This window comes from Roseateles sp. (genome assembly GCF_036404855.1).
Classification (GTDB): Bacteria; Pseudomonadota; Gammaproteobacteria; order Burkholderiales; family Burkholderiaceae_C; genus Pelomonas.
Map to the genome: position 1 here is coordinate 1 of NZ_DASWYS010000058.1, position 7,985 is coordinate 7,985.

The 7,985-nt window shown below is 64.6% G+C and carries 8 protein-coding genes; 5 read left to right on the forward strand and 3 right to left on the reverse strand.

Features of this window, described 5'->3' with window-relative positions; translation table 11 throughout:
* Positions 1-178 precede the first annotated feature (178 nt).
* The 3 genes from VGF12_RS04085 to dgoD are packed head-to-tail and all read right to left on the reverse strand — an operon-like array spanning position 179 to position 2,860.
* Positions 179-796 carry a 2-dehydro-3-deoxy-6-phosphogalactonate aldolase gene (locus VGF12_RS04085; protein WP_331174770.1) on the reverse strand — a complete coding sequence of 206 codons (618 nt, stop codon included), beginning with the start codon at positions 794-796 and terminating at the stop codon, positions 179-181.
* Position 797: 1 nt separating this feature from the next.
* Complete coding sequence (locus VGF12_RS04090; protein WP_331174771.1) at positions 798-1,718, reverse strand: 2-dehydro-3-deoxygalactonokinase; 921 nt, start codon at positions 1,716-1,718, stop codon at positions 798-800.
* Positions 1,712-2,860, reverse strand: coding sequence for a galactonate dehydratase (gene dgoD / locus VGF12_RS04095; RefSeq protein WP_331174772.1), 1,149 nt, complete (start codon positions 2,858-2,860; stop codon positions 1,712-1,714). Before dgoD ends, VGF12_RS04090 begins: the two co-directional genes overlap by 7 nt.
* 475 nt (positions 2,861-3,335) lie before the next feature.
* Here dgoD and VGF12_RS04100 point away from each other — a divergent pair, with 475 nt between their 5' ends.
* The 5 genes from VGF12_RS04100 to VGF12_RS04120 form a co-directional block, all read left to right on the forward strand.
* Positions 3,336-3,665: a hypothetical protein gene (locus VGF12_RS04100; RefSeq protein WP_331174773.1), complete on the forward strand. Its 330-nt coding sequence runs from the start codon at positions 3,336-3,338 to the stop codon at positions 3,663-3,665.
* Between the two features lie 353 nt (positions 3,666-4,018).
* On the forward strand, positions 4,019-5,191 hold the full coding sequence (locus VGF12_RS04105; RefSeq protein ID WP_331174774.1) for a sensor domain-containing phosphodiesterase: 1,173 nt from the start codon (positions 4,019-4,021) through the stop codon (positions 5,189-5,191).
* A gap of 454 nt (positions 5,192-5,645) precedes the next feature.
* Positions 5,646-6,755, forward strand: coding sequence for a Fic family protein (locus VGF12_RS04110; protein ID WP_331174775.1), 1,110 nt, complete (start codon positions 5,646-5,648; stop codon positions 6,753-6,755).
* Positions 6,756-7,004: 249 nt separating this feature from the next.
* Positions 7,005-7,127 (forward strand): hypothetical protein, encoded by a 123-nt coding sequence (locus VGF12_RS04115; RefSeq protein ID WP_331174776.1) that lies wholly within the window; start codon positions 7,005-7,007, stop codon positions 7,125-7,127.
* 36 nt (positions 7,128-7,163) lie between these two features.
* Positions 7,164-7,985, forward strand: an 822-nt coding sequence (locus VGF12_RS04120; RefSeq protein WP_331174777.1) for an IS3 family transposase, incomplete at its 3' end; no start/stop codon positions are given.

Here is a 7,985-nt window from a genome sequence, read left to right on the forward strand (position 1 = left end):
CCCCAGCTTCAGATGCCCCGTCTGCGGCGCGGCGGCCTCGGCACGGGCGTCGAGCCTGAGCGTCTCGGCGCCGGCTCCTGGGCCGAGCGCGCCAAGCAGCAGCGCCACGCCCAGCGTGCGGAAGCGATTCATGGCTGTCTCCGGTGTCGTTGTTGTTGTTGTCTGGGGTCGCGCGTCGTCAGTACGCGCGCCAGGCCTGCACGAAGGCCCGCGCCCGCGCCGACACGTCGCCGGCGCTCATGCCCGGCGCGTAGAGGGCCGAGCCCAGTCCGAAACCGGCCGCGCCGGCCTTGCGGTAAGGCGCCATCGTGTCAGGCGTGATGCCCCCCACCGGCAGCAGGCGCAGCTCACGCGGCAGTACCGCGCGCACGGCCTTGACGACGGACGGCGTGACCAGCTCGGCCGGGAAGAGCTTGAGCGCGTCCGCACCGGCGTGCAGCGCAGCGAAGGCCTCGGTCGGGGTGGCCACACCCGGCACGCAGGCCAGGCCCCGGGCCTTGGCCACGCGGATGACGGCCACGTCGGCATGCGGCATGACGATGACGCGGCCGCCGGCGATCTGCACGTCGCGGACCGCGTCGGCGCTGAGCACGGTACCGGCGCCCACCAGCGCGTCCTCGGGCATGCGGCGCGCCAGCCGGCCGATGGAGTCGAGCGCCTGGGGCGAGTTCAGGGGCACCTCGATGACGCGAAAGCCCTCGGTGTAGAGGGCGTCTGCGATGGCCTCGACCTCATCGGGCTTGATGCCGCGCAGGATGGCGACGAGGGGAAGTTGTTGCAGTGCCTGGTCGAGCATGTCAAAGCCCCATGGTTTGCGCGAGCTGCCAGAGGCCGGCGGGCGCGGTGTTGTCGAGTTGCAGCGGCGCGCTGGGCCCGGCGCCCAGACCAAAGCGGCCCAGCGCCTGCACATAGCGCTCGCAAAGGGCCGGCGCGCCGACCAAGGCCAGATGCGCGGGCGCTCCGGCGGCCAGTTCGTGCGCGATCTCATGGCCAATGAGCAGGCCGGAGAGGTAGTCGGGCAACTGCTCGGGCGGCAAGCGCTTGAAGAGACCCAGTGTGCGGACCGCGAAGAGCTGGTGGCTCAATGCATCCCCGCCTTCGCGTGCGGCATCGACGCCGGCCACGAAGGCCGGCGTAGCGTCGGAGGAGGGGGCGGATGCGCCCTCGGCCGGCATCAGCCGAGCCAGCACCGAGTGCTGGCGCAGCAGCGCGTAGAGCTCGCCGGTCATGTGGGTGGCAAAACCCGTCACTCGTCCGGCCTCGACACGGGCCCATTTGGAATGCGTGCCGGGCAGGATCAGGCAGGACTGTGCGGCCAGCTCGGGACGCAGGGCCAGGGCCCCCACGATCTGCGTCTCTTCGCCGCGCATGACGTCCGGCCGCACGCCATCGTGCATCAGGCCAGGCAGGATCCAGAAGCGCTCGCTGAGTTTCAAGGCATGCTCGGCCAGCGCGGCGGCATCGGCCGGGCAGGGCGCATAGGGCGCTTCGCGCCAGCCGTGCTGGCTGCCGACCATGCCGCAGGCCAGCACCGGCAGGGCGGGCCAATCGCCCCGTATGGCTGCGAAGGCCTGCTCGAAGGCGGCCTCGCCGGACAGCGTCGAGGCGCCGTGCTCGGACTGGCGCGAGGCCAGCACGGCGCCGTCCGCGCCCAGCAAGAACGCGCGCAGCCGCGTGCTGCCCCAGTCCAGCGCGATGAGGCGGGCCGCAGTCACCATTCGGCGACGCTCCCGTCCTCGTGGCGCCACAACGGATTGCGCCAATCCGGCGCCGTCTTGCTGGCCTCGATGACCTTCTCTTCATCCACCACCACGCCCAGGCCTGGCTTGGTCAGCGGCTTCATGTAGCCGTTCTCGACGTGGAAGTCTTCCTTGTTCAGCACGTAGTCGAGCAGCTCTCCACCCTGGTTGTAGTGGATGCCCATGCTCTGCTCCTGCAGCACGGCGTTGTGCGAGACGAAGTCCACGTGCAGGCAGGCTGCCAGCGCGATGGGGCCCAGCGGGCAGTGCGGCGCCAGGGCCACGTCGTAGGCCTCGGCCATGGAGGCGATCTTCATGCACTCGGTGATGCCGCCGGCATGCGAAAGATCAGGCTGAACGATGGACAGGCCGCCGGCCTGGAAGACGCGCTTGAACTCGAAGCGCGAGTACATGCGCTCGCCAGCCGCCAGCGGGATGGCCGTGTGCTCGGCCAGGCGGGCATAGGTCTCGTCCTGCTCGGCCAGCACGGGCTCCTCGACGAAGAGCGGCCGGTAGGGCTCCAGCGCCTTCAGCATGACCTTTGCCATCGGCGCGCCGATGCGGCCGTGGAAATCGATGCCGAACTCGATCTCGTGCCCGAAGGCCTCGCGGATCTCGGCGATGCGAGACACGGCCTCGTCCACCTTGCGCGCGCTGTCGATGAGGCCCATCTCCTCCGAGCCATTCATCTTGAAGGTGTCGAACCCGCCTTCGCGCAACCGCTTGATATCGCGGATGACGTCCGCAGGGCGGTCGCCGCCGACCCAGGAATAGACCTTCATCTTGTCGCGCACCAGGCCGCCCAGCAGCTCATGCACGGGCGCGCCCAGCACCTTGCCCTTGATGTCCCAGAGCGCCTGGTCGATCCCGGCGATGGCGCTCATCAGGATGGCACCGCCGCGATAAAAGCCACCGCGATACATGACCTGCCACAGGTCGTTGATGCGCGACGGATCCTGCCCGATCAGATACGGTTCGAACTCATGGACGGCCGCCTCGACGGTGCGAGCCTTGCCCTCGATGACGGGTTCACCCCAGCCGCTGATGCCGGCGTCGGTGTCAATCTTCAGGAACATCCACCGCGGCGCGAGGCGGTAGGTCGTCAGCTTGGTGATTCGCATGGAACATGGCAGAGACAGGGAACGCCCGCGAGCTTAGGTGGGGCTGCCAGTTCCAAAATATCGATTCTTTGATCGTTTCTATATGGTCTCGATATAAGTCCGGCCTGCGAGCGGCCAAACAAAAGGGCTGCAAAGCAGCCCTTGAGAAGACGGCGGGCGCTGGCCCGCTACTCAGGTGTTCAGCGACGCAGGCTGTTGCCCTGGCCACCCACGTCATCACGCAGTTGGCCGACGATGGCAAGCGTTGCAAGCGTCAGGGTCACGATCAGCAGTTCCATTTGTTTTTTCCTTCCTTTGTTGATGTGCTCGTCATCTTAGGGTTATTACCAGTCAACGCAAGGGTTAACCCTATGCATTGCATGCATGGAACGATGCGGTACCGCGAGGTCTGTCATGGCGCCAGCGCCGTCTCGCCCCGCGCGGGCCACGGATGGGGCAGGGCGATGTGGTTTGATGCGAACGCATGAGCACACGGATGTCCCTTGGAATCATCAAGGCAGCGCACACCGCCATCTGGATCTTCTTCGTGGCCTGCATCTTCGGTGCGCCATGGGCTGCATGGCGCGGCAACTTCCTGTTGGCAGCAGTGCTCGTCGGCTTTGTCGCCGTGGAGGTCGGCGTGCTTGTGTTCAACCGGTGGTCGTGTCCGCTGACGGGCCTTGCAGCCCGCTACACCGATCGACGCGAAGACAACTTCGACATCTATCTGCCGCTCTGGCTGGCCAAGCACAACAAGCGCATCTTCACGCCGCTGTATGTCATCGGTACGGCCTACGTCGCTTACGCCTGGTGGCACCGCGGTTAGGCAGCAGCTTTGCCCCGGGCGATCAGGCACTCGCGGGCTGGCGCATGCCGGCATCAGCACCGCACGATCCGTTTGTGACGCCAGCCCATGCAGCTGTCCGTCTAGGAGGACGAGGTTTTTTTGCTACATCGCTCTGTCATGAAGTTAGTGCCTCAGCCAAACTCTTCTGCACGCGGGCTTCCTGGGTCTTGCCGGTCCCAGCCGGCCTCCTGAAAGTCAGCCCGTCGGGCGAAGAGCTTGCGAAGGCGAGAGCCTGCAGTGGCTCAAGGAGGACGCCAGTGAGCCAACCACTCGCATTCGCAGCCGCCGAAATCGCGGGCCTTGCTTCACCGCCCCCCGGCGGGAGCCCCGGGTTGAGTCGCATCCTCAGCGCGGTTCGCAAGCACATGGGGATGGAGGTCGCCTTCATCTCGCAGATTACCGATGGTCAACGGTTCTTTCGTCACGTCGATGCTGGCGATTCGGGCCTGGGCATACTGCCAGGAGGATCCGATCCCATCGAAGACAGCTACTGCATCCGAGTGATCGATGGACGCCTTCCAGAACTGATGACGAATGCTTGCGTGAACCTGGAGGCGCTGACGCTGCCGGTGACGCGAGCGCTTCCTGTGGGGGCACATCTGAGCGTTCCGATTCGCCTGGCCGACGGCGAGGTCTACGGCACTTTCTGTTGCTTCAGCCGTTCACCGGACGAAACGCTGACGGAGCGAGACCTGAGCGTCATGCGCGTTTTCGCTGAGATGGTCGGCGACCAGATCCAGCAGGACCTCGACGATCTCAATGTCAGGCACCTGGTCGACAACCGCATCGACGGCGCGCTCAAGTCCGACGCCTTGCAGATGGTTTACCAGCCCATCGTCGACGTCACCACGAACTGCGTGGTCGGCTTCGAATCGCTGGCGCGATTCATGACGGAACCCTATCGAACACCCGATACGTGGTTCGTGGACGCAGCCTCCGTGGGCCGCGCGGTGGAGCTGGAAACGATCGCAATTCGCAAGGCACTGATCGCGCTGGCCCTGTTCCCGCCGAGTGTCTACCTGACAGTCAATGCGTCACCAGACGTCATCATCAATGGAGACCTGGCTGGGACCCTGCGCGGACTGCCGCTGGATCGCGTGGTCGTGGAGGTGACCGAGCATCAGGTGATCGAGAAGTACGAAGATATTGCTGAGGTCATGGCGCCTATGCAGAAGCAAGGCCTGCGCATTGCAATCGACGACGCAGGTGCGGGGTATGCGAGCTTTCGCCACGTCGTGAACCTGCACCCGGAGATCGTGAAGCTCGATATCAGCATCACTCGGGGCATCGACTGCGATCGTTCTCGCCGGGCGCTAGCGGCTGCGCTGTGCGGATTCGCCGCCGAAACCGGCTGCAGCATCGTCGCCGAAGGGGTCGAGACCGAAGGTGAGCTTGCCGTGATCAAGGCGCTGGGTATCACCAAGGTGCAGGGCTATCACCTAGGGCGCCCCATGAATTTGGCCGCATCTCGACAGTTGATCGACGTTCAGAACGCGTCCGACTGAAGAGGATGCGATGCGCAATCAGAAGGGGAGTTAGGCCAGGAGATCTGCAGCGCCTTGAGGCGCGAGCTGCCCACGGTCGGAGCGGTCTGGTTTTGGAGAGGTCCTGAAGCAGGCCCATCCGCGCAGCGCTAACTGGGCGAAGCCTGGAACCGGAAGAGGGCGGTCTCGCGTGCCGGGACATCACCCATCTCCCGGAAGCGGCCCAGTCAACCCAAACACCGTTGGAAGAGCTTGGCCCGCCTAGCCGGCTGAAGACCATCGATCTCAGGTTAACGACGGCTGACTGCGGCAACCTGGCCTGACAAGATAGGGGTTGCAGCGCACTTCATTTGACTAGAAGTCGGATTCCCCTTTTGCATCATATATTTACAAGCGCTAAGATCTTGTTATGCAAAAGTCAGTTGAGCAGTTGGTCCATGAGTCTGGGCCTAGCGGCATTGCACCGGAGCGTCTCATGGAACTGGTCGGTGACTCCATGAGCCGCTCAACGCTCAATCGAACGCTATCGACCTTGGTGAGCCAAGGCTCAGTGATCCCACTAGGGCGTGGTCCGGCGAGACGCTACGTCACGTCGAGTCCATTCAGCCTGGCCGACGTCGAGGCCTTTTTCCAGCGTCCCGCCAACATGCGACCGCTCGCACCGTTTCGTGAGGAGCTGCTAGCCACAACACCAAACATCGACCCTCAGCGGGCGAGGCGTTGCGCTCAGATCCAGGCTCTGGCCAACCCGATGGATCTCAAGTACCTGTCGAGGTTTCTTGTGGACTACTCCTGGGCCTCAGGGATCCTGGAAGGCAGCAGCTACAGCGAGATCGATACGGAGGCTCTTGTGGTCTACGGCGAGCGGGACGCGGACAAGCCGATGGAGGATGCCGTTCTTGCGCTGAACCTCAAGAGAGCCGCCGAACATCTCTGGACGCATCGCGAGCTCAGCGTCGAGAACATTTGTGCCATGCATGCCCTACTGACCGACGATCATGGCCTGCCGGAGTTGACCGCGTCGGATCACTTTCTTCCCAAGGAACAACGGGGAGTGACGCGTGTCTACGAAGACGTGAACCTCGCGAACTCGGCATACCTGCCACCTCACAGACCGGGAACAAGCCATGCGCGCGACATGCTTCTCCGTATTGTCGATACCGCCAAGGCGCTGGAGCCCGTCGAGGCGGCCGTGTACTTGCTTACGCGCATCGCCTATGTGCAGTCCTTTGCCAATGGAAACAAGCGCACCGCACGAATCGCCGCCAACCTGCCGCTGCTGGCCGCAGGCTTGGTGCCGTCGTCCTTCGTTGACATCACCAAGGCGCGCTACATCCGCGGGATGGCTGCGTTCTACGAGTTGGGCTCCATGCTCGTGATCGAGCAGGCGTTCATTCATGGATATGTGCGATCCATCATGCGTAGCAGCAACTTGCCGGTGGCGCTGCGTCGCGCCAACGTGGATCTGGATGGCGCCGCAAGGCAGCTCTGCGACTTCATCAACTCAGGAAAACGTCCGAAAGCAAGTGCCGTTGCTGCCTTCCTTGGAGCGCCGCCGAATGCGGGCGCCGGTTCGGCGGCTTGAGATCTCAAGCGGGTTGCGGCGCTGAAGAGCGACCACCGCACCTGAACCGTGCGGTCAGGGGGGCCGAATCGGACGCAAGGGGACGGACCAGAGAGCTGCTCCCAGGTGAGCTCGTTGAACGGGAGTGCGGCTATCTGGCGCCCGCAGCATCCCCGCCGCGCAAACACTATATGGCGACAATGTGCATTATGTAAAATCATTGACGCTCGCGGAATGACCTAGTTGGTCAGCGCGGCGCAGTTCGGCGGCATGAACGTGTCGGACGCGCAGCGGCTGAAGACGCTGGAGGCGGAGAACACGAAGCTCAAGAAGCTGCTGGCCAACTCGATGCTCGAGATCGACGCGATGCGCGAGGTGCTCAAGGGAAAGTGATGGCCGTGGCGGCGCGGCGCGGCGCGGCGCGAGGTTGTGCGGCAGTTGCAGGACAAAGGCTTGAGTGAACGCCGGGCCCTCAAGCTGGTGGGCATGAGCGCCAGCACCCTGCGCTACCGGCCCCGCGACGACGGCAACGGCCGGCTGCGTGAGCGACTGACAGAGCTCGCCGGCCAGCATCGCCGCCACGGCTACCGCATGCTGCACAGCCGACTGCAGCTCGAAGGCTGGACGATCAACGTCAAGCGCACCTACCGGGTCTACCGCGAGGAAGGGCTGATGGTGCGCAAGCGCCGGCGCAAGAAGCTGCCCGTGCCCGAGCGGCAGCCGTTGGTGCGCCCGATGCAACCCGATGAGGTGTGGAGCATGGACTTTGTGTTCGACGAGCTGGCAAACGGCCGGCGGGTCAAGACGCTGACTGTGGTGGACGACTGCAGCAAGGAGGCGGTGAAGATCGCCGTGGACACGTCGATACCCGCGCTGTATGTCACGCGGGTGCTCGACCAGGTCAAGGCCGAGCGGGGCTTGCCCAAAGTGATCCGCACCGACAACGGCCCGGAGTTCGCGGGCCGGACGATGCAGACATGGGCCGCCAGGAACGGCGTCGAGCTGCGCTTCATCCAGCCCGGCAAGCCGGTGCAGAACGCCTACATTGAGAGCTTCAACAGTCGCTTCCGCGACGAGTGCCTGTCGCAGCACTGGTTCGCCAGCCTGAGCCACATGCGCAGCGTCATCGACAACTGGCGTGGACTACAACCCGCACCGACCGCACAGCGGCCTCGGGTACGTGCTCCGGCCGTGTTCGCCGCGCGGTACCGCCAGCATGCTGGCGGTACCGCGCGGCGAACACGGCCGGAG

Coding starts and splice junctions, on each gene's coding strand:
- VGF12_RS04085 (WP_331174770.1), bottom strand. CDS start 796: ATGCTCGACCAGGCACTGCAACAACTTCCCCTCGTCGCCATCCTGCGC.
- VGF12_RS04090 (WP_331174771.1), bottom strand. CDS start 1,718: ATGGTGACTGCGGCCCGCCTCATCGCGCTGGACTGGGGCAGCACGCGG.
- dgoD (WP_331174772.1), bottom strand. CDS start 2,860: ATGCGAATCACCAAGCTGACGACCTACCGCCTCGCGCCGCGGTGGATG.
- VGF12_RS04100 (WP_331174773.1), top strand. CDS start 3,336: ATGTCCCTTGGAATCATCAAGGCAGCGCACACCGCCATCTGGATCTTC.
- VGF12_RS04110 (WP_331174775.1), top strand. CDS start 5,646: ATGGAACTGGTCGGTGACTCCATGAGCCGCTCAACGCTCAATCGAACG.
- VGF12_RS04115 (WP_331174776.1), top strand. CDS start 7,005: ATGAACGTGTCGGACGCGCAGCGGCTGAAGACGCTGGAGGCGGAGAAC.